The 26,406-nt window shown below is 70.7% G+C and carries 28 protein-coding genes; 26 read left to right on the top strand and 2 right to left on the bottom strand.

What is annotated here, in order from left to right:
- Positions 1 to 221: 221 nt before the first annotated feature.
- Entirely contained in the window at positions 222 to 1,706 is a 1,485-nt protein-coding gene (locus WA670_RS18915; RefSeq protein WP_336158382.1) for an aldehyde dehydrogenase family protein, read from the bottom strand.
- Positions 1,707 to 1,941: 235 nt separating this feature from the next.
- On the opposite strand from WA670_RS18915, the gene WA670_RS18920 reads away from it, so the two are divergent.
- The 26 genes from WA670_RS18920 to WA670_RS19045 all read left to right on the top strand — a co-directional run bounded on the left by WA670_RS18920 (position 1,942) and on the right by WA670_RS19045 (position 24,103).
- A complete protein-coding gene (locus tag WA670_RS18920) occupies positions 1,942 to 2,460 on the top strand; it encodes a cupin domain-containing protein (RefSeq protein WP_037814787.1) in 519 nt (172 codons plus the stop codon).
- Between the two features lie 12 nt (positions 2,461 to 2,472).
- A complete protein-coding gene (locus WA670_RS18925) occupies positions 2,473 to 3,411 on the top strand; it encodes a PDR/VanB family oxidoreductase (RefSeq protein WP_134663578.1) in 939 nt (312 codons plus the stop codon).
- Between the two features lie 25 nt (positions 3,412 to 3,436).
- On the top strand, positions 3,437 to 3,682 hold the full coding sequence (locus WA670_RS18930) for a hypothetical protein (RefSeq protein ID WP_037814791.1): 246 nt from the start codon (positions 3,437 to 3,439) through the stop codon (positions 3,680 to 3,682).
- Positions 3,683 to 3,764: 82 nt separating this feature from the next.
- Positions 3,765 to 3,986, top strand: coding sequence for a recombinase-like helix-turn-helix domain-containing protein (locus WA670_RS18935; protein WP_009076039.1), 222 nt, complete (start codon positions 3,765 to 3,767; stop codon positions 3,984 to 3,986).
- The gene (locus WA670_RS18940; protein ID WP_043840273.1) at positions 3,986 to 5,044 is read left to right on the top strand and encodes a Rieske 2Fe-2S domain-containing protein; all 1,059 of its coding nucleotides are present in this window, start codon (positions 3,986 to 3,988) and stop codon (positions 5,042 to 5,044) included. Before WA670_RS18935 ends, WA670_RS18940 begins: the two co-directional genes overlap by 1 nt.
- Before the next feature lie 16 nt (positions 5,045 to 5,060).
- A complete protein-coding gene (locus WA670_RS18945) occupies positions 5,061 to 5,987 on the top strand; it encodes a VOC family protein (protein ID WP_275293948.1) in 927 nt (308 codons plus the stop codon).
- Positions 5,984 to 6,763, top strand: a complete 780-nt coding sequence (locus WA670_RS18950; protein WP_336158383.1) for an aspartate dehydrogenase domain-containing protein — start codon at positions 5,984 to 5,986, stop codon at positions 6,761 to 6,763. Before WA670_RS18945 ends, WA670_RS18950 begins: the two co-directional genes overlap by 4 nt.
- Positions 6,760 to 7,548, top strand: a complete 789-nt coding sequence (locus WA670_RS18955) for an alpha/beta fold hydrolase (protein ID WP_336158384.1) — start codon at positions 6,760 to 6,762, stop codon at positions 7,546 to 7,548. Before WA670_RS18950 ends, WA670_RS18955 begins: the two co-directional genes overlap by 4 nt.
- Positions 7,545 to 8,285, top strand: a complete 741-nt coding sequence (locus WA670_RS18960) for a 3-oxoacyl-ACP reductase family protein (RefSeq protein ID WP_336158385.1) — start codon at positions 7,545 to 7,547, stop codon at positions 8,283 to 8,285. The genes WA670_RS18955 and WA670_RS18960 overlap by 4 nt, the downstream gene beginning before the upstream one ends.
- A gap of 11 nt (positions 8,286 to 8,296) precedes the next feature.
- Positions 8,297 to 9,085 (top strand): SDR family oxidoreductase, encoded by a 789-nt coding sequence (locus tag WA670_RS18965; RefSeq protein WP_336158386.1) that lies wholly within the window; start codon positions 8,297 to 8,299, stop codon positions 9,083 to 9,085.
- Positions 9,086 to 9,098: 13 nt separating this feature from the next.
- Positions 9,099 to 10,724: a thiamine pyrophosphate-binding protein gene (locus WA670_RS18970; RefSeq protein ID WP_336158387.1), complete on the top strand. Its 1,626-nt coding sequence runs from the start codon at positions 9,099 to 9,101 to the stop codon at positions 10,722 to 10,724.
- A 12-nt stretch (positions 10,725 to 10,736) separates the two neighbouring features.
- Entirely contained in the window at positions 10,737 to 11,324 is a 588-nt protein-coding gene (locus WA670_RS18975; protein WP_336158388.1) for a dienelactone hydrolase family protein, read from the top strand.
- A 44-nt stretch (positions 11,325 to 11,368) separates the two neighbouring features.
- Positions 11,369 to 12,751 carry an MFS transporter gene (locus WA670_RS18980; protein ID WP_134734237.1) on the top strand — a complete coding sequence of 461 codons (1,383 nt, stop codon included), beginning with the start codon at positions 11,369 to 11,371 and terminating at the stop codon, positions 12,749 to 12,751.
- Positions 12,748 to 13,644 carry an MBL fold metallo-hydrolase gene (locus WA670_RS18985; RefSeq protein WP_240691550.1) on the top strand — a complete coding sequence of 299 codons (897 nt, stop codon included), beginning with the start codon at positions 12,748 to 12,750 and terminating at the stop codon, positions 13,642 to 13,644. The genes WA670_RS18980 and WA670_RS18985 overlap by 4 nt, the downstream gene beginning before the upstream one ends.
- Before the next feature lie 14 nt (positions 13,645 to 13,658).
- Entirely contained in the window at positions 13,659 to 14,777 is a 1,119-nt protein-coding gene (locus WA670_RS18990) for an FAD-dependent monooxygenase (protein ID WP_037814806.1), read from the top strand.
- A gap of 99 nt (positions 14,778 to 14,876) precedes the next feature.
- Positions 14,877 to 15,452 (top strand): dihydrofolate reductase family protein, encoded by a 576-nt coding sequence (locus WA670_RS18995; protein ID WP_336158389.1) that lies wholly within the window; start codon positions 14,877 to 14,879, stop codon positions 15,450 to 15,452.
- A gap of 86 nt (positions 15,453 to 15,538) precedes the next feature.
- The gene (locus WA670_RS19000; protein ID WP_336158390.1) at positions 15,539 to 16,114 is read left to right on the top strand and encodes a TetR/AcrR family transcriptional regulator; all 576 of its coding nucleotides are present in this window, start codon (positions 15,539 to 15,541) and stop codon (positions 16,112 to 16,114) included.
- A gap of 128 nt (positions 16,115 to 16,242) precedes the next feature.
- Positions 16,243 to 16,737 carry a hypothetical protein gene (locus tag WA670_RS19005; RefSeq protein WP_238607332.1) on the top strand — a complete coding sequence of 165 codons (495 nt, stop codon included), beginning with the start codon at positions 16,243 to 16,245 and terminating at the stop codon, positions 16,735 to 16,737.
- Complete coding sequence (locus WA670_RS19010; RefSeq protein WP_336158391.1) at positions 16,734 to 17,903, top strand: WXG100 family type VII secretion target; 1,170 nt, start codon at positions 16,734 to 16,736, stop codon at positions 17,901 to 17,903. Before WA670_RS19005 ends, WA670_RS19010 begins: the two co-directional genes overlap by 4 nt.
- A gap of 7 nt (positions 17,904 to 17,910) precedes the next feature.
- A complete protein-coding gene (locus WA670_RS19015) occupies positions 17,911 to 18,732 on the top strand; it encodes an ESX secretion-associated protein EspG (protein WP_043840249.1) in 822 nt (273 codons plus the stop codon).
- A 36-nt stretch (positions 18,733 to 18,768) separates the two neighbouring features.
- Positions 18,769 to 19,551, top strand: a complete 783-nt coding sequence (locus WA670_RS19020; RefSeq protein ID WP_134663566.1) for a transglycosylase SLT domain-containing protein — start codon at positions 18,769 to 18,771, stop codon at positions 19,549 to 19,551.
- Between the two features lie 10 nt (positions 19,552 to 19,561).
- On the top strand, positions 19,562 to 20,668 hold the full coding sequence (locus WA670_RS19025) for a CHAP domain-containing protein (RefSeq protein ID WP_238607331.1): 1,107 nt from the start codon (positions 19,562 to 19,564) through the stop codon (positions 20,666 to 20,668).
- Complete coding sequence (locus WA670_RS19030; RefSeq protein ID WP_134734053.1) at positions 20,665 to 20,964, top strand: YbaB/EbfC family DNA-binding protein; 300 nt, start codon at positions 20,665 to 20,667, stop codon at positions 20,962 to 20,964. The genes WA670_RS19025 and WA670_RS19030 overlap by 4 nt, the downstream gene beginning before the upstream one ends.
- Positions 20,964 to 21,545 carry a hypothetical protein gene (locus WA670_RS19035; RefSeq protein ID WP_336158392.1) on the top strand — a complete coding sequence of 194 codons (582 nt, stop codon included), beginning with the start codon at positions 20,964 to 20,966 and terminating at the stop codon, positions 21,543 to 21,545. Before WA670_RS19030 ends, WA670_RS19035 begins: the two co-directional genes overlap by 1 nt.
- A gap of 475 nt (positions 21,546 to 22,020) precedes the next feature.
- Entirely contained in the window at positions 22,021 to 22,212 is a 192-nt protein-coding gene (locus WA670_RS19040) for a hypothetical protein (protein WP_037814825.1), read from the top strand.
- Between the two features lie 112 nt (positions 22,213 to 22,324).
- Positions 22,325 to 24,103 carry a glycoside hydrolase family 76 protein gene (locus WA670_RS19045; protein WP_336158393.1) on the top strand — a complete coding sequence of 593 codons (1,779 nt, stop codon included), beginning with the start codon at positions 22,325 to 22,327 and terminating at the stop codon, positions 24,101 to 24,103.
- A 539-nt stretch (positions 24,104 to 24,642) separates the two neighbouring features.
- Here the strand turns inward: WA670_RS19045 and WA670_RS19050 are convergent.
- Positions 24,643 to 25,815 carry an amidohydrolase family protein gene (locus tag WA670_RS19050; RefSeq protein ID WP_336158394.1) on the bottom strand — a complete coding sequence of 391 codons (1,173 nt, stop codon included), beginning with the start codon at positions 25,813 to 25,815 and terminating at the stop codon, positions 24,643 to 24,645.
- Positions 25,816 to 26,406: the final 591 nt, after the last annotated feature.

A 26,406-nucleotide genomic window follows, 5' to 3' on the forward strand; every position in this document is an offset into this window, starting at 1 on the left:
GCGCGTCGCCGTAATGATCGCCGCCGTGCGTGCGGTACTGGACGGCCAAGCCCGGACGTGCTGATTCAGCCCCGAGCCCACGGGATCGGTTCGTCCGCCAGTCTCAAATAGACGCGACGCCGCATTGATCGCTGCCGTTCGTGCGGCACCGCCGATTCCCGGCTGAGGTCGGCAGGGAGTCGACGGCGCGGCACTGGACGGCCAAGCCCGATCTTGCTGATTCAGCCCCGAGCCCACGGAATCGGTTCGTCCGCCAGGCTCAGATACAAGCTCTTCTGCCGCTGATAACTCCGGATCGCGGTGCGGCCCTTGTCCGTTCCGAGGCCGCTTTCCTTCGTGCCGCTGAACGGGGTCGAGATGCTGAACTGCTTGTACGTGTTGATCCACACCGTCCCGGCCTCGACGCGGCGGGCCAGGCGGAGCGCGCGGCGGTAGTCGGCGGTCCAGATGCCGCACGCCAGGCCGTAGACGGTCGAATTCGCCTGGGCGACCAGGTCTTCCTCGTCGTCGTACGGCAGCAGGACGCCGACCGGGCCGAAGATTTCCTCCTGGCACGTCTTCGCGTCGGGCGCGAGGCCGTCCAACAGGGTCGGCAGGTAGTACGCGCCGCGCGACAAGCGTTCGTCGGAAGGGATTTGCCCGCCGCAGCGGACCACCGCGCCTTCTTCGCGGGCGCGGTCCACCATCGCGGCCACCTTGTCGCGGTGGGCGAACGTCGCCAGCGGACCGACCTGGGTGGCCGGGTCGGTGCCGGGGCCCAGGCGCAGGGCGGTGGCCGCCTCGATCAGGCGGGAAGCCCATTCGCCGTACTGCTTGCGCGGCAGGAAGATCCGCGATCCGGCGATGCAGCTCTGCCCGGTCGACGAGAAGATTCCATACAGGATTCCGGCGACAGTCTCCTCGACGTCGGCGTCCTCGCAGACGATCGTCGGGGACTTGCCGCCGAGCTCCATGGTGACCGGGATGATCCGGTCCGCGGCGATCCTGCCCAGCACGCGTCCGGTGGTGGTGCCGCCGGTGAAGGCGAGCTTGCCGACCAGCGGGTGGCGGGAGATCGCGTCGCCGACGACCGAGCCGGGGCCGGGCAGGACGGACAGCAGTGCGGGCGGTACGCCGGCGTCGTGGACGAGGCGGGCCAGCGCCAGCGAAACCAGGGGAGTGGCTTCGGCCGGTTTGAGCAGGACGGCGTTCCCGGCGGCCAGCGCCGGGGCGATTTTCTGGGCGTCGCTGGCGATCGGCGAGTTCCAGGGCGTGATCGCGGCGACGACGCCGATCGGTTCGTGCACGCTCATCGTCAGGTGTGCGCCGCGGCTGGGCGGGAGTTCGCCTTCGAGGGTTTCGAGCGCGGCCGCGTAGTAGCGGAAGGTGCCAGCCGCGCTCGCGACCAGCGCACGCGTTTCGCCGAGTGCTTTGCCGGTATTGCGGGTTTGCAGCAGGGCGAGCTGCTCGGCGTGGTCCTCGATCGCGTCGGCGACGCGGGTCAGCAGGCGGGCGCGCTGGTGCGGCAGCAGGTCTCGCCACGCCGGGTCCGCGGCGGCCGCGGTGCCGGCCCGGGCAGCGGCGTCGACCTGGGCGGAGTCGGCGGCGTGGATCGAGGCGACCGTCGACCCGTCGGCGGGGTCCACGCACGCGGACGCGGGACCGCCGCCGCGCTGCCAGTCGCCGCCGACCGGGATTTCGTCGGGCGGGACGGGGAAGGGCTGCATGGCGACGTCCTTTCGGCGCGGATGACGAGGGGTGCGACCGAGGAAACCTTAGACCTAAGATTTCGTCAAGGCCTGACGCCGCGCGCGAGCCGCCGGGAGACCGCCGGAAAGAATTTTAGGTCTAAGGGGTTGTGCGGATCACAGCCCTCGGGGTACAACCCTTATCAGTAAGTCTCTTAGACCTAAGGCATTCGGCGGCGAGCCCGCCGAGGACCACCGGAGGAGTTGCCCCGCGATGACCACCACCGAAAACAAGCACCAGGAACTCGAGGAGCTCATCGACTCGTGCATCGCCGCTCGCGAGACGCGGTACGAGGACTGGGACACCCTCGGCTTCCAGGCCGCCGCGAAGGGCGACGAGTTCCGCCGCGCGCAGATCCGCTACATCGGCTCCGGCGCGACCGGCAACCACGAGGGCGACGCGCGCCAGCTGCCCTCGGAGCACTTCACCTTCTCCAACATGCGGCTGCCGGTCGGCGCGATCGGCCCGGAGCACACCCACCACGACGTGGAAGAGGCGTTCTTCGTCCTCGAGGGCACGCTGGAGGTGACCGTGCACGACGTCGAGGACGGCACCAAGACCGCGACCCGCGTGCTCGGCTACCGCGACCTGATCCGCGTGCCCGCCGGGGTGCCGCGCAGCCTGCGCAACGCCGGCGACACCGACGCGCTGTTCTGCGTCATCATCGGCGCGCAGAAGCCGCAGCTGCCGACTTACCCGCCCACCTCGCCGATGCACGGCGTCACTCGCTGAGAAGAGACCGCGATGCCGACGATGCTGCGGGTGCACCGGACGACGTGGCTGGCCGACCGGGTCACGCAGGTGGAACTGCGCGATCCGGAAGGAAAGCCGCTGCCCGGCTGGGAGCCGGGAGCGCACCTTTCCCTGCACCTGCCGAACGGGCTGGTGCGCGAGTACTCCCTCTGCGGCGACCCGGCCGATCGGCACAGCTGGACGGTCGCGGTGCTGCGGGAGGAATCCTCGCGCGGCGGCAGCGCGTGGGTGCACGAGCGGCTCACCGCGGGGAGCGTCATCCCCGTCGAGGGCCCGCGCAACACCTTCGAACTGCACGACGCCCCGGAGCACCTGCTCATCGCCGGCGGCATCGGCGTCACCCCGATCCTCGCGATGGCCCGGCAGCTCGCGGCGGGCTCCGCGCCGTGGTCCATGCTCTACTGTGGACGGTCGCGCGGCGGAATGGCTTTCCTGGACGAGCTTTCCGGGCTCGCCGGGGACCGGCTGGAAGTGCACGCCGACGACGAGCACGGCGGTCCGCCCGATCTGGCCGCGAGGCTGGCCGGGCTCGCCCCGGGCACGGTCGTGCACTGCTGCGGCCCGGAACCGCTGCTCCAAGCGGTCGAGGCGGCTTTGCCGGAAACGGCGACCTTGCGGGTCGAACGCTTCCGGGCCCCCGAGGCTCCGGCCGCCGCGCCGGGAACGGGATTCGACGTCGTGTGCGCCGGTTCCGGGACCCGGGTCGCGGTCGCGGCCGACGAGTCCATTGTGGACGCCCTCGGCCGCACCGGGATTTCCGTGCCGACCTCGTGCCGCGAGGGCGTGTGCGGGACTTGTGAAACGAAGGTGCTCTCCGGCGAACCGGACCACCGCGATTTCGTGCTCGACGACGACGAGAAGGCGACCTCCGGGACCATGATGCTGTGCGTGTCGCGGTGCCGGTCCGCCGAACTCGTGCTCGATCTGTAGAAGAACCGATCCTGAGGAGCCGGCCATGGCCGGACACACCCACCGGCAGCTCGCCGTGCTGCGCGCCGCCGCCGCGGGGCACGTGGAGATGACGTGCAGCCGCGAACCGCACCTCTACGTCGACGGCCTCGCCTGCTGCGACCCGACCCTCGGGCACCAGCTGGCCGGCCTGCTCGCCCCCGAACCGGCCGCGCCGCGCGGACCGGGGCTCCGGGTGCCCGCGGTGCTCACCGCCGCCGGGCAGGCCGTGCTCGCCCCGTCCGCCGCCTGACGGCTCGTGCGCGGCGCCGCCGGTGAGAACCGGCATCGCCACGCACGACGCCCGACCCACCACGAACCGAAGGGAACGCCCGATGCCGCTGCAGCTGCGGCCGGTGCAGAGCCGCACCGCCCCGCCAACGAGCTACGAGAACGCGCTGGCCGACGAGCTGGAAGCCGTCTACGGCCGGGGCGTGCACGACCTGCCCGGCGTGGTCTCCGCGCTCAACGCGGGCGGCCTGCGCCCGGCGGACGGCTCCGACTGGACCGAAGAGACGTTCGCCGCCGAACTCGCGCGGCTGGCAGGGGAGGCGTGATGGCGACCAAAACCGCCGAAGAGCTGCTGGCACTGGGCCTGCGCGACCGCTGGTACCCGCTGTGCCCGTCCGGCACCGTCAAACGCGGCGAGCTGACCCGCATCGAACGGGCCGGGGAGCAACTGCTGCTCTGGCGCGACTCCGCCGGGGTCGTGCACGTTCAGGAAGACCGCTGTCCGCACCGCGGCGCGCGGCTTTCGCTCGGCGTGCACATGGGCGACCGGGTCGCCTGCAACTACCACGGCGTGCAGGTGGACGGCGACGGTGTCGTCGTGTCGGTCCCCGGCAGCCCGGGTTGTGCTCTGGAGGGCCGGCGCGCGCTGCGGACGTTCCCCGCGGAGGAACACGCCGGTGCCGTTTTCGCCTGGTTCGGCCTGGACGAATCAGCCGAGCCGACGCCGTTGCAGCTGCCGGACCCGATCGCGGGCGGCGAGTGGGACAACTTCCTCTGCTACGTCGAATGGGACGCGCCGTACGGTTACTCCCTGGACAATCTGCTCGACCCGATGCACGGCGCGTTCCTGCACCGCAACAGCCACACCATGTTCGGCGGCAAGCGCGAGGCCGTCTTCCAGATCCGCGCGATCGACGACGGGTTCGTCTTCGAGAAAACCGACCAGCGCGGCGTGAACTTCGACTGGGTGCAGCTCACCGACGCGGGCGCGCAGTGGGTCACGCTCGACATCCCGTACCCGGACACCGCCGGTCCGGGCGGCGCGTTCACCATCGTCGCCGCGCTGTGCGCGATCAACGAGACCCAGCACGCGGCCTTCTTCTGGCGCTGCCGCAAGGTTTCCGGCTGGGAACGCGACAGCTGGCGCGTGCTTTACCGCAACCGGCTCGAAGCCCGCCACTGGGCGGTGCTGGAGCAGGACCGCGAGATGGCCGAGGCGATGCCGCTCGACGCGTGGGACCGGGAAAACCTGTACCAGCACGACATCGCGCTCGTCCGGATGCGCCGGCTGCTGCGGTCGGAAGCCCGCCGCCAGGCCGCCGCGCTCGCCGCTCCCGCCGCCGCACCGGCCCCCGCCGCGCCCGTGCCCGCCCCGACCCGCTGACGTTTCAGGAGGCCCCATGTCCGCCGAACCCATCGCGCGGCTCCGCGCCCTGCGCGCGGTGACGCTGCGTTCGACGCAGTGCGCCGATTCCGGCGAGTTCTACCGCGAAGTCTGGGGGCTGCAGCAGGTCGAAGCCGACCGCGGCACCGTGTGGCTGCGCGGTTCCGGCGACGAGCACCACGTGCTCCAGCTCGAACAGGCCGACCAGAACGCGCTGGGCAAGATCGCGTTCGCGGTCGCCACTCCGCGCGAGGTCGACGCGGCCGCCGCGCGACTGGCCGCGCACGGCGTCCCGCTGGTCACCGAACCCGGCAAGCTCGACCAGGTCGGCGGCGGGTACGGCCTGCGTTTCGCCGACCCGGAAGGCCGGCTGGTGGAGCTGTCCGCCGAAGTCGACGCGGTCGTCCCGGGCGACCCTTACGGCCGCGCCGCGGTGCCGCGGAAACTGGCGCACGTCGTGCTCAACACGGTCGACATCGACGCGGCCTGCGAGTTCTACACGCGGGTGCTGGGCATGCGGATCTCGGACTGGTCCGAGCACCAGATGGCGTTCCTGCGCTGCAACGCCGACCACCACGTGATCGCGTTCAACCAGGCGGAATTCGCGTCGGTGAACCACATCGCGTACGAGATGAACTCGATCGACCACTTCATGCGCGGCATCGGGCGGCTCAAGCACAACGGCGTCACGCCGCTGTGGGGCCCCGGCCGGCACGGTCCGGGCAGCAACACCTTCGGCTACTTCGCCGACCCGGCCGGGCTCGTCTGCGAGTACACCTCCGAGGTCGCGCAGGTGGAGGAAGACGCGTGGCTGTGCCGGGTGTGGCGGCGCACGCCGGAGCTGTCCGACCTGTGGGGCACCGCGGGTCCGCCGTCGAAGGACGTCCGCGCGCACATGCGCGGCGTGCCGGACCCCGGCTACTCGGCGTGGTGGCAGTCGTGAAGGTAGGAGTGCTGGGCGCGGGATCGATCGGCTCGGTCGTCGCGGAAGCGTTGCGCGACGGGCTGGTGCCGGGCGCGGAGCTGGCCGGGGTCGTCGATCCGGCGCTGTCTCCGGCGGGACTGCCGATGTGCGCGCTGCCGGAGCTGCTGTCCACTTCGGACTTGGTGGTCGAGGCGGCGGGACAGCGGGCGCTGACGGACGCGGGGCCGCAGGTGCTGTCGGCGGGGTGCGACCTGCTGGTGGTTTCGGTCGGCGCGCTGGCGGCGGACGGGCTGCTGGAGAAGCTGCTCGCGGCCGGTCCGGGTGCGGTCCATTTGTCGACCGGTGCCATCGGCGGGCTCGACCTGCTGCGTTCGGCGGCGCTGCTCGGGCAGTTCGAGCGGGTGGTCATCGAGACGACGAAGAAGGCGTCTTCGCTGGTCCAGCCGTGGATGTCCGAGGCGGAGGCGGAGGAGTTGCGGCGGGCGACCGCGCCGGTCGAGTTGCGGCGCGGGCCCGCGCGGGAGATCACCGCGGCATTCCCGAAGTCGGCGAACGTGGCTGCGTCGGTGGCGCTGGCGGTGCGGGATTGGGACGTCGTGGAGGCGGCGGTGATCGCCGATCCGGCCGCGCCGTTGACCTCGCACGTGATCACCGCGGCCGGTCCGGCGGGGGAGTACCGGTTCGAGATCCGCAACCGGCCGTCGCCGCAGACGCCGACGTCGAGCCAGGTCGTGCCGTACGCGGTGCTGTCCGCGCTGGAAGCGCTGGCGACGCCGAGGGCGGTGTTCCGGTGACTTCCACAGTGGACGGTGTGCGGGTGCGGATCGCCGGGGACGGCAGTCCAGTGCTGTTGCTGCACGGCATCGGCGGATCGAGCGCGTCGTTCGACGCGCAGCTTGCTGGTCTGGCGCCGAAACACCGGGTGCTGGCTTGGGACGCGCCGGGCTACGGCGGTTCGGCCGATCCGGAGAAGCCGCTGGGCATGGCCGGATACGCGGCGCTCGTCGGCCGTCTGCTGACCTCGCTGGACGCGGCGCCCGCACATATCGTGGGCGTCTCGTGGGGCGGCGTGATCGCGACCCGCGTCGCGCTGGACTACCCGGAGGTCGTGCGGTCGCTGGTGCTGGCCGATTCGACCCGGGGCTCCGGCGTCGACTCCGAGCGCGCAGCGGTGATGCGGGCCCGGCCGAGCGAACTGAACCGGGTGGGCGCGGCGGAATTCGCCCGTCAGCGCGCGCCTCGGCTGCTCGCGCCCGGCGCGGATCCTGCGGTGGCGCAACGGGTCGAGGACATCATGGCGGGCATCCGGCTGCCCGGGTACACGTCCGCCGCCGAGTCGATGGCGGAGACGGATCACGGCCCGCGGCTGGCGCGGATCTCGGTGCCGACGCTGGTGCTTGTCGGCGAGCACGACCAGGTGACCGGCGTGTCCGAGTCGCGACGGCTCGCCGCGTCGATCCCGGGTGCTCGGCTGGAAGTGCTGCCCGGCGGGCACGCGGCGAATCAGGAATCGCCGCGCCGGTTTTCCGCCGAGGTGCTGGACTTCCTGTCCCAAGTGGACTCGGTGGTGGCGCGATGAAGGACCGGCTGTATGTGGTCACCGGCGCGGGCCGCGGGCTCGGCTGGGCGATCGCCCGCGAGATCGGGCGTCAAGGCGGTCGCGTCGTGATTGCCGAACGTTCTCCGGATCGGGCCGCGGACGGGGTCGCCCGGTTGCGGGCGGAAGGCGTTGAGGCGCACCGGATCGATACGGATGTCGCGGATCCGGAGTCGGTCGCGGCTTTGGCGGACGCGGTCGCGAAGCTCGGCCCGTTGCACGGCTTGGTGAACAACGCGGCGATGGCCGATGGCGTGGGCGGCAAGCACTTCGCGGAACTGGACGTCGAAGCGTGGGACACGTTGATGACCGTCAACGCGCGCGGCCCGTGGCTCGTCTCTCGCGCGCTGTATCCGCAGCTCGCGCAGACCGGCGGACGCATCGTGAACCTCGCGTCCGACGCCGCGCTGTACGGCTCGCCGCGGCTGGTCCAGTACGTGGCCTCGAAGGGCGCGGTGATCGCGATGACCCGTGCGATGGCGCGGGACGGCGGTCCGGACGGCGTGACCGTCAACGCGGTCGCGCCCGGGCTGACCGAGGTCGAAGCCACCGCGGGCATTCCGCGGGAGCGGCACGACCTGTACGCGATGAACCGCGCGCTGACCCGGCCGCAACAGCCGGAGGACGTCGTCGGTTCGGTGGCGTTCCTGCTGTCCGACGCGGCCTCCTACATCACCGGCCAGACCCTCGTGGTCGACGGCGGATTCGTCTGCAGCTGAAGGGAAAACCCGTGGATTTGGGATTGAAGGGCGCGGCGGTGCTCGTGACCGGGGCCAGCTCCGGCGTCGGGCTCGCGACCGCGGCCGCGCTGCTGGCCGAGGGCGCGCACGTCGCCGCCTGCGCCCGCGACGGCGTCCGGCTGGAGAAGGCCCTCGCCGACCTGCCCCGCGCCGACGGAGCCCGGCTGTACACCGCGTCCTGCGACGTGCTCGACCAGGCGCAGGTGGAAACCTTCGTCGCCGACGCCGCCCGCGAGCTGGGCGGCCTGGCCGGGGTCGTGAACAACGCGGGCCGGTCGCTGATGGCGCGGCTCGCCGAGACCACCGACGACCAGTGGCGGGACGAGCTGCACCTCAAGATCTTCTCGGTCCTGCACGTCGTCCGGGCCGCGTTGCCGTGGCTGCGGGCCGCGGCGAATCCGGCTGTGGTGAACGTGAACGCGATCCTCGCGCGCCAGCCCGAACCTCGGTTGGCAGCCACTTCGGCGGCGAGGGCGGCGTTGCTCAATCTCTCCACGACGTTGGCGACCGAATTGGCCGAAGACGGCGTACGAGTCAACTCGGTCTGCCTCGGCCTGGTCGACACCGGACAGTGGCGGCGCCGGTACGAGGCCTCCGGCAGCGCGCTGTCCTTTGTGGACTGGTCGGCGGAGCTGGCTGCCGACCGCGGCATTCCGCTCGGCCGCCTCGGCACCGCGGAAGAGGTCGCTTTCCCCATCGTCACGCTGCTTTCGCCGCGTGCCTCCTACGTGACCGGCGCGACGATCGACGTCGGCGGCGGCATTGCCCGTTACGTCTAGAAGGGACGGACCCATGAATCACGGTCACGGAGGCGAGCTTCTCGTTCGCCTGCTGTCCGAAGCCGGAGTGGACACCGCCTTCGGCGTGGTGAGTGTGCACAACCTGCCGCTGGTGGAAGCGGTCGCGCAGCAGTTGCGGTTCGTGCCCGTGCGGCACGAAGCCGCCGCGGTGAACGCCGCCGACGGGTACTCCCGGGCCAGCGGCGGCCTCGGCGTCGCGATCACCAGCACCGGCACCGGCGCGGGCAACGCGGCGGGCGCGCTGGTCGAGGCCCTCACGGCGGGCAGCCGCGTGCTGCACGTGACCGGTCAGATCGACTCCGAATTCCTCGGCAGCGGACGCGGGGTCATCCACGAGACGCGCGACCAGATCGGCATGCTGACCGCGATTTCCAAGCACGCGGCCACGGTCACGTCGGTCGAGACCGCCGAGGAGACGCTGCGTGCGGCGATCCGGCACGCGCTGTCGGTGCCGAGCGGTCCGGCGAGCGTCGAATGGCCGATCGACCTGCAGTATTCGCGGCACGAGTTCCGTACTGGCTCGCTCGAACCGACCCCGATCCCGCCGCCCGACGCCGCTGCGCTCGCGGAAGCCGCCGAACTGCTCGCTGCTGCCCGCCGTCCGGTGTTCTGGCTCGGCGGGGGAGCGAACGGCGCGCGCGACGAGGTGCGCGCGCTCGCGGAACGGCTCGGCGCGGCCGTGTTCACCAGCAACTCCGGCCGCGGCACGGTGCCGGAGAACCACGAACTGGTCGTCGGGAACTTCGCCGCGCACGAGTCGGCGGCGCAACTCCTCGCCGACGCCGACCTGCTCGTCTCGATCGGCACGCACTTCCGCTCGAACGAAACCAAGCACTACCACCTCGCATTGCCCGAACGGCACCTGCAGATCGACGTCGACGCCGACGCGCTGGGCCGCGTCTACCCGGCCACTGTCGGAGTGCAAGGCGATGCCGCGACGGTGCTCGCCGGTCTGTCCACTGTGGAAGCCAACACCGAACCGGGCTGGCGCGACCGCGTCGTCGAGACCCGGAAAGCGGTGCGGGACAAGCTGAACGAGGCGATCGGCCCGTACGCGGAGATCTGCGCCGCCCTGCGCGACGGCCTCCCCGCCGAGTCCGTGATCGCCCGCGACGTCACCATCCCGTCCAGCCAGTGGGGCAACCGGCTGCTGGACATCCACGACCCGCGCACCAACGTGTTCCCGGTCGGCGGCGGCATCGGACAGGGCCTCGCCACCGGCATCGGGGCCGCGCTCGCGACGCCGGACGCGCCGACCGTGGTGATGGTCGGCGACGGCGGTCTCGCGGTGCACCTCGGCGAACTGTGCACGCTGGCGCAGGAACGGCCGTGGCTCGCGCTGGTCGTGTTCAACGACGGCGGATACGGCGTGCTGCGCAACATGCAGGACCACCACCGCGGACAGCGTGCCGGAGTCGACCTGTTCACCCCCGATTTCGCGCGCCTGGCGCAGTCGCTGGACCTGCCGCACACGCTGGTGTCGAAGCCGGGCCAGTTCGCCGACGCGCTGGCGAAAGCGGTGGCCCAGCACGGTCCGTCGGTGATCGAGGTCGACGTGACCGCTTTGCCCGCCACGCCGCGGCCGTTCGTGCCGCCGGTGCCGGTTCCGGAGAGCTGAGGGAGACCAGACGTGGGAGGCACCATCGAAGCTGCCGAAGTCCACCATCACGGGCACGGACCCGCGAACCGCCGCCGCCGGGTGGTGCGGACGTCCGCGCCGCTGCTGGTGCGGCATCCGCCCGGCCGCGTGCGCGGCGCGGTGCTGGTGCTGCACGGCGCCGCCGGCCTCGACGAACCCGTCGAGAACTGCTGCCGCACGCTCGCGAGCTGCGGATACGTCACTGTCGCGCCGCTGTTCTACTACGAGACTGGCGGCCACACCTTCGGTCCGGACAAAGCGGATGCCGCCTTCGCCGCGCTCGCGCTTCCCGACCTTGAAGCCGACCTCGCCGGCGCGCTCGATTACCTCGGGACCCGGCTGGGCATGCCGCGCCACCGCGTGGCCGCCGCCGGTTTCGGCTCCGCCGCCCACCTCGCCGAACTGGCGGGCGTGGACCTCGCCGCCGCTCTCGGACCCGCGCCGCCACCGTGGCCCGGTACGCCCGGATTCGACCCGCACGCACCCGACCGGCTCGTGCTGCCCGCCGGACCGTCCGCCGCGGACGACCTGGTCCGGTTCCTGGACGCCGAGCTGCCGGACTCTCCTCCGGCCCGCTGAAACCCCCTACGATCGATTGCACGCTCCGGCTCCGAGGAGGGCCCATGAGTATCGCCGCCACCCCCGAGGTGACCCAGCGGGACATCGCCGCCCGGCTGGAACGGCTCCCGATGTCGCGCTGGCAGGTGTCGATTCGCCTGATCATCGGCATCGTCACGTTCTTCGAGGCGTTCGACCAGCTGCTGATCGCCTACACGCTGCCGGTCATCGGCCGCGAATGGCACATGACGACCGCGTCCAGCACCGCGACGCTGACCATCGGCTCGATCGGCATGCTGCTCGGCGCGCTCGCGTCCGGCTGGGCCGCCGACCGGATCGGCCGCGTCAAGGTGATCACCCTGTGCGTCGCCGTCACGGCGTTGTGCAGCTTGGCGATGACGCTGTGCACCGCGTTGCTGCCGTTCCTGATCCTGCGATTCGTCCAAGGCCTCGCGATCGGCGGTGAAGTGCCGACCGCGGCCGCGTACATCGCGGAGATCAGCCGGGCCCGCCGCCGCGGCCGCTTCGTGCTGATGTACGAGATCGTCTTCCCGGCCGGGCTCGCGGTCGGCGCACTGGTCGCGGCCTGGGTCATCCCGCACTGGGGGTGGCGTCCGCTGTTCGCGCTGGCCGCCGTTCCGGGCCTCGCCGCGGTGCTGCTGCAGTTGCGGATCCCGGAATCGCCGCGCTGGCTCGCCTCGCACGGGCACATCGAGAAGGCCGAGGCGACGATGGCGCTGATCGAGCGCCGGGTCGAGGAATCTCTTGGCCGTCCGCTTCCTCCGCCCGCCGAAGCCGTCGCGGCACCGGCAGCGGTTCCTTCGAAGCGCAGTTCGTTCCGCGACCTGTTCGCCGGTCGCTACCGGCGGCGCACGCTGATGGTGTGGACGATCTGGTTCGTCGGCTACCTCGCCAACTACGGCATCACCTCGTGGCTGCCGACGCTGTACAAGGGTTCGTTCCACCTCTCCATCGGCCAGGCGCTCTGGTACAGCACCGCCACGTCCGTCGCCGGTCTCGTCGGCTGCCTGATCGCCGCGCTGGTCGTGGACAAGCTCGGCCGCCGGGTCGTGCTCGCCGCGGGCCTGGGCGGGACGACGGCGATGCTGGTCGTGCTGGGCGCACTCGGCGCCGGGACTCCGTTGCAGCTGCTGGTGTGGTCGTCGCTCGCGGCGATGTTCAACTTCGCGGTGAACGTCTGCCTGTACCTGTACACGCCGGAGCTGTACCCGACCCGCAGCCGCGCGCTGGGCGTCAGCCTCGGCGGCGTGATGAACCGGTTCGGCCTGATCCTCGGCCCGATCCTGGTCGGCGCGCTGTACGCGGGCGGCAGCGGGCTCGCGTCGGTGTTCCTGGTGCTCGGCGGGATCTGCTTCGTCGGCGCACTCGTCGCCGGGTTCTTCGCCGAGGAGACCAAGGGCCGCACGCTGGAAGAGGTTTCGCCGTGACGGACGCGCTGCGCGTGGTCCTGCTCGGCACGGCGGCCGGGCCGTACCCGGCGCCGGGCAGGCAGGGCTGCGCGAACGCGGTGGTGGTCGGCGGGCGTGTCTACCTGGTCGACGCGGGCTACGGGACGCTCGGCAAGTACGTCTCCGCCGGGCTGTCCCTGCGCGATCTGGGCGGGGTGTTCGTGACGCACCTGCATTCCGACCACGTCGCCGAGCTGTTCACGCTCTTCCTGCTCGGCTGGGGCCCGGCGAACCAGGGCGTCGTCGATCCGGTGCGGGTCTACGGCCCCGGCCCGGACCCGACCGACCCCGGTCCGCCCGCCGCGGGCACGGAGGGGCTGGTGGCGGGCAATCTCGCGGCGTTCGGACAGGACGTCGCGGTGCGCCAGCGGACCAGCGACCGGCCGCGGCTGGCCGGGCTCGTCCACGCCACTGATCTTTCGGCGACGGGTGCGGAAATCGTGGTGCACGAAGACGACCGGGTGCGCGTGACGGCTCGGGCCGTCCCGCATCCGCCGCTGCACCTGGCGCTGGGCTACCGGTTCGAGACGGAACACGGTGTCGTCGCCTTCTCCGGCGACACCGCCCGAAGCGACGCGGTCGGCGAGCTGGCCGCGGGCGCCGACTTGCTGGTGCACGAAGCGATGGAGCCCGATTTCTACCGCAGCATCGGCTATTCGCCGAAGCTGCTGGACTTCCTCGCCGCCTCGCACACCTCGCCGGCGGACGTCGGCCGGGTCGCCGCGGCGGCCGGGGCCCGGCGGGTCGCGCTGTCGCACCTCGGTCCGTCCGATCCCGCCCGCCTCGACGACGAAGGCTGGCTCGGCCGGGTCCGCCCGCACTACTCCGGCCCGGTCGTCGTGGGCCACGACCTGCTCGACCTCACTGTCTAAAAGGAGCTTTCGCTGTGCCGGAAATCGCGATCGTCGGCGGCGGGATCGGCGGCCTCGCCGCCGCTGTCGCCCTGCGGAAGGCCGGATTCTCGCCGGTCGTGCACGAACAGGCGGCCGGATTCGGCCGCGTCGGCGCGGACATCAACCTGACCCCCAACGCCGTCCGCGCCCTCGACGGCCTCGGCATCGGCGACGAACTGCGCGAAACCGCCGCGCGGCCGAAGTACCGGATCAGCCGCACCTGGGACACCGGCGAGGAAACGTCGCGACTGCCGATGGGCGACGAGGCCGAACGCCGCTACGGCTCGCCGCAGCTCACGATGCACCGCGCGGACCTGCTGGCCGCCTTGGAACGCGCGCTGCCCGACGGCGTAGTCCACTTGGGACACAAGCTGACCGGACTGTCCACAACGGACTCGGTGTCGCTGGACTTCGGATCTTCGACTGCTTCCGCGGACGTCGTGATCGGCGCCGACGGCATCCACTCGGCCGTCCGCACCGCGTTGTTCGGCGCGGAACACCCGGAGTTCACCGGCGTGGTCGCCTACCGCGCGGTGCTGCCAGCGGGTTCGGTGGACGTGCCGAACCTGGACTGCTTCACCAAATGGTGGGGCCCGGATCCGGACACGCAGCTGGTGACTTTCCCGCTCAACCGCGGCGAGGACGTGTTCGTCTTCGCCACCACGCGGCAAAGCCAGTGGCGGCACGAATCCTGGACCACGCCAGGGGATGTCGACGAACTGCGCGAGGCGTACCGCGGCTTCCACCCCGAGGCCCGCGCGTTGCTGGCGGCGTGCGATTCGGTGCTGCAATCGGCGCTGTACGTCCGCGATCCGCTGCCGAACTGGTCATCCGGCCCGGTGACGCTGCTGGGCGACGCGTGCCACCCGATGATGCCGTTCATGGCCCAGGGCGCGGGAATGGCCATCGAGGACAGTGTGGTGCTGTCACGGGCGCTGGCGGCGTACCCGAACACCGAGGTAGCGCTGAAGGCCTACCAAGCGGCCCGGCTGGACCGGACCCGCGAAGTGCAACTGGCCTCGCGGGGCAACAGCTGGCTCAAGGCGAGCGGAAACAGCTCGGCCGCGGCGGACGCGATCTACGGGTACGACGCTTGGCATACTTCGGTGTGACCCAGGTCATAGTTCGGGTCGCGGGTGGCGTGTCTGGCCGGGACGGTGCCGTTCGACGCGTAGGTGAGCAGGCACCGTCCCGAACCAGGAGCTGATCCCATGCGCACCATCATCGCCACCGCGTTCGTTTCCCTCGACGGCGTCGTCGAAGCCCCCGGCGGCGAAGCCGGCTACCGGAACTCCGGCTGGACCTTCAAGGACATCGAATTCGACCCCGCCGCCTACGCGCTCAAGGGCGCCGAGCAGGAGGAAGCGACCGCGCTGCTGCTCGGCCGCGTCAGCTACGAGGCGTTCTCGCCGGTGTGGCCGGACATGACCGAGGAGTTCCCGCACTACAAGGTGATGCCGAAATACGTCGTGTCCACCACCCTGCGCGACGAGGACCTGGTGACAAATTGGGGCGAAACGACCATTCTCCGCTCCATCGACGACGTCGCCGCGCTGAAGGAAACCGAGGGCGGCCCGATCATCGTCAACGGCAGCGCGACACTGGTCCGCGCCCTCACCGACGCGGGCCTGGTCGACCGGCTGCACCTGCTGGTCTTCCCGGTCCTGCTGGGCGCGGGGAAGCGGCTGTTCAGCGAGACCGACAAGGACAAGCAGCCGCTGAAGCTGATCGAAAGCGAAAGCTACTCGAACGGGATCCAGAAGCAGATCTTCGAGTTCGTCCGCTGAACGGATCCGCAGGGGCACCTCGACGGCAGCCGAGCAACCCCGCCAGCCTCATCTAGGCACTGACAAGCCGGTGCATACTCGACGCCATGGCCCGTCGTTACCACCACGGCGATCTGCGGCAGGCGGTGCTGACCGCGGCCGTCGAGGTGCTCGGCGAATCCGGCCCGGCCGCGGTCAACCTGCGCGACCTCGCTCGCCGGGTCGGGGTCTCGCACGCCGCTCCGGCGCACCACTTCGGCGACCGCACCGGCCTGCTGACCGCCGTCGCCGCGCAGGGGTTCGACCTGCTCGCCGACACGCTCGAGGAGATGCCGCCCGCGCCGGACCTGCTCGAGGCCGGGGTCGCCTACGTCTCGTTCGCGGTCGGGCACCGGGCGCATTTCGAGGTGATGTTCCGCGCGGACCTGCTCCGCGGCGACGACCCGGACCTGCGGGCCGCGCAGGAGCGCAGCAGCCAGGCGCTGGACTGGGCCGTCGCCGGGTTCCGGGACGGCAGCGTCGACCCGGTGGTCGCGGGCGCGGCGGCCCGGTCGCTCGTGCACGGGTTCGCGACGTTGTGGCTGCAGCGGGCGCTGCCCGCGGACCTCGGCGACGACGCGGCGGCGGCCGCGCGCTCGGTCGCCGGACTGCTCGTCCGGGGTGCGCACCCGCCGTCCGGGTGACCCGCGGAACCGCGGCCGCGGCGGGCTCGTCTCATCGCCGACTTTCCCGGACCGGATGCCTGCGGTCCGGCTGGCTGACATACTGGTGCGCGCGTCCGAGGAGGACGCCCGCTGGGAGGTGGACTGGGGTGAGTTCGCACCGGGTTTCCGACTGGGCAGACGTCCGTGCCCTGCACAAGAAACAGGCCAAGGAGACGCACCGGTCCGGGCGGCCGGAGACGTCGGATTCCGTGCGGGACCCGTCGGGGGCGGGCAACGCCGAGATCGTCGCCGACACCGGGATCATCGAGCTCGACCCGGCCGAGATCGCCGCGGCCGACGCGGAGCTGGAGAAGCGCCAGCAGGAGCTGACCGCGTGCCTCGAACAGGCCAAGGCGCTCGTGCATCCGCTCAAGGACGGCACCAGCCCGGTGGCCGCGCACCTGCGGAAGGCGTTCGGCCTGCGCGGGTCCGCCGACGGCGGCGCGCAGGCGATCCTGCAGCAGTACCTCGAGGAGCTGTCGTCCTTGCGCGAGGCCATCCGCCGGGCGAGCGCGGGGCACGTCCAGCAGGAAAGCGACGCGAAGGACTCGCTCGACGCGCTGGGCCGCCGGGCGGACGACGGGGGAGGGACGCCGGCATGAGCCGGACACCGGGCTACGAACGGCTGCCGTACGAGAAGCACCGCAAGCACCGGCTGTGGAGCGAGGACCACCCGCCCACCGCCGCGCAGCGCCGCGTCCTGCGGCGCACGAAGCTCGCCCAGCGGGCCAACATGAAGGACACGTCCTTCGGCAAGATCAACTGGAACGCCTGGGCGCACACCACGCTCTACGACATGATCATGACCGCGGACCCGGTCGCCATGGGCGCGTCCGCGCACCAATGGGGGAAGCTGGCGTACGACGTCGATTCGGCGACCTCCGCGGTGCACAAGACGGTGCAGAAGCTGCTGCTGTCCTGGCGCGGCGGCGCGGCCGGGAACGCGGCGCAGTCGGCGTCGAAGCTGACGTCCTGGGGCGCGGGCGCGAGCGAGACGATGCGCACGGTCGGCGACAAGCTCGACCACTACACGAGCGCGGTCGAAACGGCGAAGCACAAGATGCCGGAACCGGTGTTCTACACGGCGGAGAACCAGTTCCGCGACGGCTACGACCTCAACGCGGCCAGCGGTCCCAGCGGCGCGGTGATGGTCGATCAGCTCCTCGACGACCACCTGCCCGCCAAACGCGCGGCGTCGCACGCCAAGGCCGAGGCGGTCCGCGTGATGGAAGGCTACGAGACGTCCAGCAAGGGCGTGCACGACAAGCTGCCGCATTTCACCGAGGCGCCCGCGGTCACGAACGTCGATCCGGACGGCCGGTCGCGCAGCGATTCGCGCGGCTCCCGGGATTCGTCCGATTACTCGGACGCGGCCGTCACCACGGCTTCGTCCGCTCCGGCGGGAGGCGCCGGGCTGCTGCCGGGGATGAGCGGTCCGGGCGGAACGGCCGGAATGCCGGGTTCGCTGGGCGCCGGGCCGGGCGGTGCGCTCGGCGCGGGCGCGGGCGCCGGAAGCGGGGGCGCGTTGCCGGGCGGACTGCTGGGCGGCTCGGTCGGAGCAGGCGGCGCGGCGGCCGGGGCGGCCGGTGCGGCCGGCGCCGCGGCGGGCGCGCGCGGCGGCAGTCCGATGTCCGGCGGGTTCTTCCCGCCGATGGCGGGCCAGCGCGGCGACGGCTCCGACGACCATCAGAACCGCTACACCAAGGGCAGCTCCTTCGACTTCCTCGAGGACCTGCCGGACGCGTACCCGCCCGTGCTGGGCGAGTGAGGCGGGGATGGCCAGACATCTCCCGGAGGTCGACGGGGTAGCGCTTTCGCACCTGGAATTCGACCTGCTGTGGTCGGATTTCGACCTCGGCCCCATGCCGTATCCGTTCGACGTGCCCTCGCACGGTTCCACGATGGACGAACGCGACCAGCTCGGCGTCCAGGTCGCGGAGAGCCTCGCGGCGGCCGGGCTGCTCGACGAGGACGACGAACCGCACCCGCGGCTGGGCCAGGTGTTCGCGGTGCTGGCCGAGCCGGTGTTTTCGGTCGACCTGCTGGTCTTCCGGGATCCGCCGCTGCGCGCGCTGGCCGCGGCCGGGCGCAAACTGGGCGTGCTGGCCGTGCTCGACGCGGGCGAACTCGCGCTGCGGCCGTGCCTGCCCGACGACGTCCCGCAGCTCGCCGCGAGCGTCGTCGGCCCCGCCGAACCCGGTCCGGGCAACGTGGTCCGATTGCCGCGCTCGGTGTTTTCCGAGGCGATGCAAGCGTTTGCGGACAGCGGGCACGCCGCGTTCGAGCGGGTGCTCGGCCGGGCCGGTCTGGCCGGCCGGGACCTACGGGCGATTTCGACGCTCGTCACCACGCCGCGCGTCGCGTACGGACAGTTCGCGGTGAACGGCCCGGGCGGACGTTCGCCGGTGGTCGCCTGGTACGACACGGAAGCCGGGCGGTACGGCGCGGTCGTGCACGAGTCCGCGGGCACGAAGTGGGTCACCCTCGCGCCCGCGGACCACGCCTGGCTCGCCGACCGGATGCAGGAACTGGGGCGCGGGGTTTCGTCCGTTCGGGGGACTAGGGAACCTGAGGACGAAGGCTTCCGTCTCACTTAGGGCAGCGGCGAAGCGCCCTGCTGAAGGGGGCAGGAAATGAGCAAGTTGTCGGCCGAGGAGATCGCCCAGCACGCGTACCGGGCCGGGTTCCGCGGGCACGCGCTCACCACCGCGGTCGCGGTGGCGCTGGCGGAATCGGGCGGGAACACCCGTGCGCACAACGGGACCCCGCCGGACAATTCGTACGGGCTGTGGCAGGTCAACATGCTCGGCTCGCTCGGGCCCGCCCGCCGCCACGAGTTCCATCTGCACTCCAACGACGAACTGTTCAACGCGGACGAGAACGCCAAGGCGGCCTGGGCGATTTCGGGGCACGGCAAGAGCTTCCAGCCGTGGTCCACCTACACCAACGGCGCGTACAAGAGCCATCTCGCCGCCGCGCGCAAGGCCGCGGAGGACGTCACGCGCCACCACGGCAAGGGCGCGCACCATCCGCACAAAACCGAGCACCACCCGCACAAACCGCACCACGGCAAGGGCGGCAAGGACGGCGGGTTCAAGGCCGATCTCGAACAGTTCCTCGCCTACGAGCGCACCACCGAGCACGTCGCGAACGAACTGGTGTCGGTCGGCCGGAAGACGGTGCACCGGGTCACCGGGATCGCCAAGGACAGCTTCGGGAAAGTCGGCGAGGAAACCGGATTCTCCGACGCGCTGGGGGATTTCAGCCGTTCGCTGGAATCGCAGGTGCGGGCCACCGGAGCGCACGCGCGCACGCTGAGCGCCTCGGTTTTCCGGGCCCGGCAGGCATACGCGGGCGCGGATTCCGACGCGAGCGCGGCGATCAGCGCACACGACATCAAGGGCATCCTGGGCTGAGGGGGAATCCGTGCTGGACACCGCAGGGGTCGCGACGCTGTTCGCGGACGAGATGAAAACGCACCACGGCAAGCTTCGCGGCAAGGCCGCGGACTCGCAGGCCGCGCAGCACGCGCTGCAGCAGGCCGCGCGCGAGATCACCGAACAGTACGAGGCGCAGCGCAAAGCCGCGCACGCGCTGCTGAACACCTGGCACAGCAAGGCGAATCCGGCGTTCGAGCACGACACCGGCAAGTTCGGCCGCGATCTCAAGGTCACCGCGCAGGCGAGCACGCACGGGGCCAAAGTGGTCAGCGAGGTCACCGACGCGCTCGCCGGGCGGCACCAGGCCACCGGCAAGCTGATCGACGAGTTCGTCGCGAAGGCGCGCAAGATCATCGACGCCGGATACGTCCTGGCGCGCAACGGAAGCCCGGCCGCCCTGCTGATGGCGATCGGCGACGTGGCCGACCTGGCGGGCAAGTACCTCAAGGAGTCCGGCGGGCACCTGAAGAACGCCCGCGCGGAGATGGAGGAGGCGGCGCGCAAACTGCGTGCGCTGCAGAAGGACCTGAACCACGACGGCGTCGCCGACCCGGGCGGAACGCACCGCGCCAAGCCGGGCGACCACCGCAAGCACGAGCAGCACAAAAAGCACGAAGCGCACAAAAAGCACGAGCAACACCACGGCAAGACGCACGCGAGCCACAGCAAGAAGGTCGACAAGATCCTCGACCACGCGCGGCACAACCTCGGCTACCACGAGGGCCCGAACAACCGGAACAAGTGGGGCCCGACCGGACAGCCGTGGTGCGCGTACTTCGCGACGTCGATGTGGCGTTCGGCCGGGGTGGACATCCCGAAGTACGGCTTCACCGGCGACGTCTACAAGTGGGGCCAGCGCCACCACCTCGCCTACGACCGCGGCGCGCTCGCGCACAACGCGCGTCCGGGCGACACGATCCTCTTCGGCGACGGTCCGTCCTGGGGGCAGAGTCACCACATCGGGATCATCGAAAAGGTCGAGGGCAACAAGATCACCACGATCGAGGGCAACGCGAACGACCAGGTCGAGCGCCTCACGTACACGCTGCCGCGCGACCTGCACAAGTTCTACGGCGGAGTGCACCCGAAGTGAGCATCACCGGCACGGCGCGGCACGCCGGGGTGATCGTCGAAGTCGCCCCCGGCGGCGCTTTGCGCACCCTGGAACTCACCGCAGACGCCCTCCGAGCCGGCGGCCCCCGCCTGGCAGACACGATCCTGCACGCAGTCCGCGAGGCGGCCGCCGAGGCGAACGAACGCGCCCGCCGCGCGCTGGAAGCCGAACTGGGCGACCTCGGCGGCACCGACCTGCGCAGCCTGGGCCTCGGTTCGGAGCAGGACCTGGCGGACCGCGCCGAAGACACCACACCGGACACGTGGAGGGTGTGATGGCGGAGGCGTACCAGGAGAACGAGGATTCGCGCGCGGACGCGAATCCGGCTGCGCAATTCGGGCCCGGCGAGTCTCCGGGGGAGTTCGTCGACCCCGCCGACCCCGCCGACCCCGCCGGGGACGAACGAGGGATCGACGAACTCATCGAGATCGCCGAAGAAATCCCGGACCAGCTGGGCCTGTCCGAAGGCCTAGCCGCCCTCCGCGCGACGGCCAGCCGAGAGGGACTGAGCGTCACGGTGAACATGCACGGCATGCTCGTTCACCTGGACATCGGAGAACCCGCCCTCGAACTGGGCCCGGACGCCCTGGCCGCGGAAATCTCGCGACTCAGCACTGAAGCAGGCACACAGGCGCTGCACCAGGGCTTGCGTGCCATCCGCGCAGGATGCGTCCCCGCGGTCGCGGCGGCAGTCGAAGACGAGCTGGCACTGGACGAGGTTCCGGAACCAACGCCCGATCCAGCCGCCACCCGCCAACCTGACCCGGCACCGCCACCGGCACCGCCCGCGCGACGCCGGGCCCCGGCCGAGGAATCGGACGACGGAGGGTTCGTACTCAAGCCGGTCAAGGAATAAGCGGGCGCACCTCTCGGGGCACCTGCCCACGGTCCTCACTCGGCCGCGGTCTCGCGGCCCTGGTCGATAACCGAGACGGCGAAGGATGCCAGGCTGCCCGCCCGAGGTTTCTTCGCAGGCGAGTCAGGAGCACTCGCATGCCCAGGCATGTGCCCGCAGTCCTGAACCAGCAGCCTTGCGCCTCAGCTGACGACGAGATCGTGCCTAAGCCGGTCAAGAACGGATACCGCGCACGGCATTCACCTGCCCGGGTGTGTCTCCGAGAATCCGTCCGCGGTCCTGAACCGGCCTCGGTTGACGACGGGCTCGCCCCAATCCGGTCAAGGCCCGAACACCGCGCGCGACACCCGCCTGCTCGTGTCCCGTCGAAGCGCTCGCACCCAAGCCGGTCAAGAACCGAACATCACATCCGTCCCTCGAGCGCGCTCGGTGCGTCCCCGAGCGCCCGCCCGCCGCCGATGCCATCCTGGGAGGCATGACCCACTACGCGCTGACCCAGTCCGTGGCGATCGCGACCGACCTCGAGGCCAAGGGATTCCTCGGCACGGTCGGCAAAATCGCCGCTGCCACCGTCATTTTCTTCATCGCCATCGGCCTGATCGTCGGGCTCATTCTCGGGTACTTCATCGGCCGTTCGGTCGGACGGCGCCAGGGCAGCGGCGGCTGATCGGGTTAACCCGCCTGTCCGGAACGGGACAGAACCTCGCGCGGGTCTTCACCGTCACCCGCGCGGGTTTCTATTCTGGGTGGAAAATTCACCCAGGCGAGGGGACGAGTCCATGCGGACCGTGCTCGTAGTGCTGCTCGTGTTCGCCTCGTTGACCGTCCCGCGCGCGGCCGCCGCCGTCTGCGCGCTCTCGTGCGACACCCTTGACCCGTCGCGGGCCGCGCAGGAGAGTTTTCCCTTGCCGGACAAGGACATCAACGGCCGGGTGCTGCGCCTGCACGTCTCCGACCAGGACGGGATGGCCTGGGCCAGCATCGACAACGGCCGCGTCGGCGACGCGGTGTGGCTCGACCGCTCCTGGGACGGCGGCCGCACCTGGGATGGCCTGCTCGGCAAAGCGAGCATCCCGGACACGTGGACCGGCACCCGCACGCTCATGTACAACCTCACCGACCCCGTCGGCCACCGCCGCGGCCTGCTCCGGGCCTGCGGGGACGCACAAGCGGTCGCCTGCACAGCCTGGCTTTACCCGACCGTCTGCGCCGCCGCCTGCGACGGTTCCGCTCCCGGCCCCGGCGACACCCAGCCGGTCCCGCCCGCGACGATCTTCGGCCGCACCGTCCGGCTCCACTTCGACGACCGCGGTATGGCCTGGTCCAGCATCGATTCCGGCGGCCCCGGCGACGAAACCTGGCTGGACCGTTCGTGGGACGAAGGCACGACCTGGCCCGACGGCTCGTCACTCGGCCGCACGAGTGTCCCCGCCGCCGCGACCGCGACACAGACCGCAACGTTCGCCACCCAAGATCCACGCGGACGGCTGAATGGCGGCGCCGTTCGAGCATGCGGCCGGGAAGCTTCTCACAACGAAGGCGCCTGCACCGCCTGGGCACGCCCCGCGCAATCCCGGGTCTCGGCCGCCGTCGACGCTTTGCTGTGGTCCCACGACATTTACCGCGCCTGGTGGCCGTCGAGCTGGTGGAATTCTGCGGTAGCGGTGACCGCACTGGCGGATTCCGGAGTGTCCAACCTAGATCCAGTACTGGCAAGGGTTTTCGACGTGAACCGCGCCGCCTTCCCCGCCGGAGCCCGCAGCTCCGACCCGATCGACGGCGACTTCATCAGCCGCGCCATCGACGACTCCGCCTGGTGGGCCCTGGCCTGGCTCGCGGCATACGACCGTACACACGACTCCCGATATCTCGCCGAAGCCACGAAAATCGCCGATTACGTGCACGGTTTCTGGGACCCCGGCACATGCGGCGGGGGAGTGTGGTGGGATCGCGAACGGACGTACAAGAACGCCGTCACCAGTGGCCTCTACCTCCGCCTAGCCGCCGCCCTGCACCGCCGCCTGCCCGACGACACCGAATGGCTGGCCCGCGCCCGCACCGCCGGCGATTGGTACCTGCGGAGCGGCCTGATCAACTCAGCCGGCCTGGTCAACGACGGCCTGACCGCAAGCTGCACGAACAACGGCCAAACCGTCTGGACCTACAACCAGGGCTTAGCCATCGGCGGCTTCACCGAACTCTGGCGAGCAACCGGCGACCAGTCCTATTTGGACGCCGCCCACCGATTGGCTGATTCGGCGATAACCGGTCTGACTTCGGGTGGGGTGCTGGTAGAATCGTGTGAGAGCGGCTCGTGCGATGACAATCAGAAGCAATTCAAGGGCATCTTCCTGCGCTACTTCGGCGACCTCGCGACGGCTACCGGCGAACAGAAGTACCGAGATTTCGTGCAGCAGCAAGCGGATTCGATCTGGCTGCGAGACCGGGACTCCCTGAACCGAATCGGCCAACGGTGGACTGGCGGCACCCAGAACGCGGTGGACTGGCGGACACAGGCTTCGGGACTGGAGGCGTTGATCGCCGCCGCCGCGCAGTAGGACCGCGCTGGCCGAGATGCCGCGCGGTGGCGGGAATCCGTCGGGACGGCTGGTGCCGCGCGATCGTCGGGCTTTTGCGTGACATCTGGACCTTGCGTGGTAGTGAGGACACCGGACGTTCGTAGGGATGTTGCGTGACGCCGGGATGTTGAGTGGCGGTCAGGTTGCCGGACGCTCGTGGGATGCCATGTGACGTCTGAATGTTATGTCGCTGCCCGAACGCCGCACGGATCGTAGGATGCCGTGTGGTGCGTGGTGACCGGGACGTCGCGGGGGTCGTGGAGATGTTATGCGGCGGCTGGATGTCGCGTGGTTGCCGGGACTCCGCGCGGTCGTTCGGAATGTTGCATGGCGGCCGGGTTGCTGCGCGATAGCTTGGGACGCTGTGCGGTGGTTTCGATGCCGCACTGACCGCAGGGAATCTGTGCGGTGGTCGGACGTCTTGTCGAAACCGGGATCCTGCATGCTCGCCAGGATCCCGCCAGGCGTGACGTCGCCCCGATCCTGAGTCGCCGCGCCACCTGGACCGCGGCGGTGCATCAGGACCCGTTTCGCCAGACGCGGCGAACGGAAAGAGTGTCGCCAACAGCGACCGTAGGGTCGCCGTCGACCAGTACGAGGTCTGCGCGCAGTCCGGGCTTGATGTGGCCGCGGTCGGGCAGACCGAAGCGTCGAGCGGGGACCGAGGTCGCTGCCCGCAAGGCTTCGGTCGGAGTGAAGCCCGCCGTTGTCAGAAGGCGCAGTTCGTCGTGCAGGCTCGCCCCGTGGGCCGTCCCTGGCGCGCCGAGGTGTGCTGCGTCCGTGCCCGCCAGGATGTCGACTCCGGCCTTCTTCAGTGCTGCCAACGTTTTCACTGCGTAGCCGAAGTGTTCGCGCGGGCTCGTGGCGATCGCGCCGGACAGGTTCTCGAGCCATTCCGTAGTCAGCTTGGGGAAGACCCGCGCATCCTCAGCGAGTCGGCGGCCAGCGGGTTCGCCGGTGATCGACGCGATTACCGTCAACGTCGGAATGACGAACGCACCAGCGGTCGCGATCTTTTCGATCAACTCCGCGGTGTGCGGACGGTCGAAGAACAGATGGCTGAGTCCGTCCACTCCGGCGTCGACGACCTGTCCGGCAGTCTCGACGGTCATCGCGTGCGCCAGCACCATTTTCCCGCGACTGTGGCCTTCGCGAACTGTCGCTTCGACCAATTCGGGAGTGAGCCTGGGCAGGTTGCCGCTACCGAAAAGCTGGCCGTCCTCCACCAGGACCTTGAGGTAGTCGGCACCCTCCGCGAGCCGGGCCTCGACAAACGCCGCCACCTCGTGCGGACGCGTGGCAGTCGGCCATGGCGGGTCGCCCTTTCTGAGCTGCTGCGGATGTCCGCCCGCCGGGGTGAGACCGATGGACGGAGACCGCACGTCAGCTAAGTCATTCGAGGCGGCGGCCTTGCGGCGCAACGGAATCATCTGTTGCGGCATTGAGAGCATGTCGAATTCGGTGGTGACTCCGAAGGTCAATGCTTGGCGCAGCGACTGCTCGTCGGTGTGCGTGTGTGCGTCGATGAAGCCGGGCAGCAGCGTGGCGCCTGCTCCGTCAATGAGGTCGACACCCTCGGGGCGGGCCCCGCCGACGCTCGCGATTCTTCCGTCAGCGACCTCGACATCGACGGCTCCGAGCGAGTTCTCGCCGTCGAAGACATGTGCGCCAGTGATGACGAAGTGGTTCACGGAGGCTCCCAGCGGATGGTGCGAAGGTGGCTCCGGAACCGTAAGCGGCGGGTGATCAAGGTGCCAAGAAGGCACTTTTCGGGTAGGTGGTGAGGGCGAGGTGACCGGCTTACCTGGCGGCTGAAGGGGCCGGGCCTTGTGGTCAGCGGATCCCGTGCAGTCGCGCAGGGCGAGGCGGGATCCCCTCGGTCGACACGCCATTATCGGTGCTTAGGCAGCGGCTCGAACCGGGTGCCGTCGTCGCGGATTCGCCCGGCCAGGGGTGACACATCAGGGCAACCGCGTCGGGGAAGTCCCGGGCGAGGTGCCAGGGCAACTGCGGTTACAGGACGTTCCGGCGGAGGCACGAGGGCTACCGCAGTGACAGGACGTTCCAGGCGACAAGTCAGGGCGTCGCCCCGACGTTCAGCGCGACCCATCACGGCGCCAACACGAGGTCCCGCGCGGGCCCATCGGGACCACCGCCCCCAAGTCGCCTCCCCGACAACACACACCCTTCTCCGCGAGCGAGCCCGAGCCATCCGCCCCGGGCAACGCGACCCTCCTCCGCAGGCGAACACGAGGCCGCCACACTCGGCACACCCGCTCAAC

The organism is Amycolatopsis sp. VC5-11 (assembly GCF_037034185.1).
Lineage (GTDB): Bacteria > Actinomycetota > Actinomycetes > Mycobacteriales > Pseudonocardiaceae > Amycolatopsis > Amycolatopsis nivea.